The 1,507-nt window shown below is 64.0% G+C and carries 1 pseudogene; it reads right to left on the reverse strand.

The window, feature by feature from the left end:
- Positions 1 to 1,507, reverse strand: a pseudogene (locus EN879_RS35485) (kinesin); the annotation flags it as partial.

Consider the following 1,507-nt stretch of genomic DNA (forward strand, 5'->3'; position numbering starts at 1 on the left):
GGCGAGCACGGCGCGGCCTGCGGCGATGTTGTCGACCTGACCGGCGACCAGACCGTCGATGTCGGCGCGGCTGTCGGACAGTTTTCCGAGATCGGCTTCCAAAGCGCGCGACAGAATGTTGCGGCCCTCGGCGAGTTTTCCGACATGTCCGGCGACCATTTCATCAATGATCGTACGAGCTTGCACCAGCTTCCCGGAGTCTTCATTCAAGGCAATAGAGAGCCTGTTGCGACCTTCTTCCAGCCTTTCGAGATGGCTGCCGAGCGATGCATCGATGGCCGCCCGCGATTCATTGACCTTGCGCAGATCCTCTTCGAGAGCGCGCGAGATCAGGCTGCGGCCTTCGGCCAGCTTCTGCACCTGGTTGGTTACTGCCGCATCGATGCCGGCGCGGCCCTCGGCGAACTTCGCCAGGTCGGCCTCCATGGCCGCGGCCATGCGCTCGCGGCTTTCGGACAGTTTCCTGCTGTGGTTCTCGACAGCTTCCTCGATGCCGACGCGGGCGTCGGCGAGCCGCTGGATGTCACTGTCGAACGAACGCGACACGACGTGACGGGCGGCTTCCATGCGTCCGGCGAAGTCGCTGGCGCGGGCTTCGAGCATAGAGGAGGTCGAAGTGACGATGTCGGCCATGTCGGCGCCGATCTGGGTCTTGCCCTGATCGATCATCGCCGACAGCGTGTCCTTGCTCTCGGCGAAGGTGTGCGCGATTTCGCGGGCGCGCTCGACCAGCGTTTCATTGATCTGGCGGGCGCGGGCCTCGAGTGCCGCATTGAGCTTCTGCGTTCCGGTGTCGAGCGCCTCGGCGCGGGTCTGGAACTCGCTGATCAGCGCCTGGCCGCGTTCGGCGAGCGTGCGCTCGATGCCGTTGAGGCTGGCCTCGAATTCGGAATTGAGGGTGCGCGCGGCGCCGCCTAGCAGCGACACCATGCCGGTGGTGCGATCGTCGAGCAGATCGGTCAACGACCGCGTCAGTCCGTCCGTGGTGTCCGTCAGCTTGGCAATGCGGGTGTCGAGAAGGCTGGCGAAGGCCTCGCCCGAGGTCGACAGACGGTCGGTGATCGAATCGAGCCGGCCTTCGACGGAATCGAAGATCGACATCGAGCTTTCGTTGATGCGGTCGATCAGCGTGTCGCCGGAATTGGTGATCGTCATCGACAATTTGGTCGATGCATTGAGGATCGAGTCGCGAATGATGTCGGAAGCCGCGCCGATCTCGTCCTTCAGCGTCTCATGCGCGCCGGTAATCGAGGCGCGGACGCGCTCGGCATGGGTGACGACGGCTTCGCGCTCGCTGCCGAGGCCGTCGACCAGCGAACGGATGCGGGATTCATTCTCGGAATAGGAGCGTTCGATCTGGTTGACTTCGCTGTGGACAAGCGTTTCCAGTTCGACGGCGCGGGCAAGCGTGCGTTCGATGCCTTCGCCCATCGCCGCGACCTCGCGACGAACGGCCTGGCCGATCATCATGACGCGATCCTGGGCAAGGTTTTCCGGCTCGGTCAGG

Source organism: Mesorhizobium sp. M7A.F.Ca.AU.002.02.1.1 (assembly GCF_003998535.1).
GTDB lineage: Bacteria > Pseudomonadota > Alphaproteobacteria > Rhizobiales > Rhizobiaceae > Mesorhizobium > Mesorhizobium ciceri.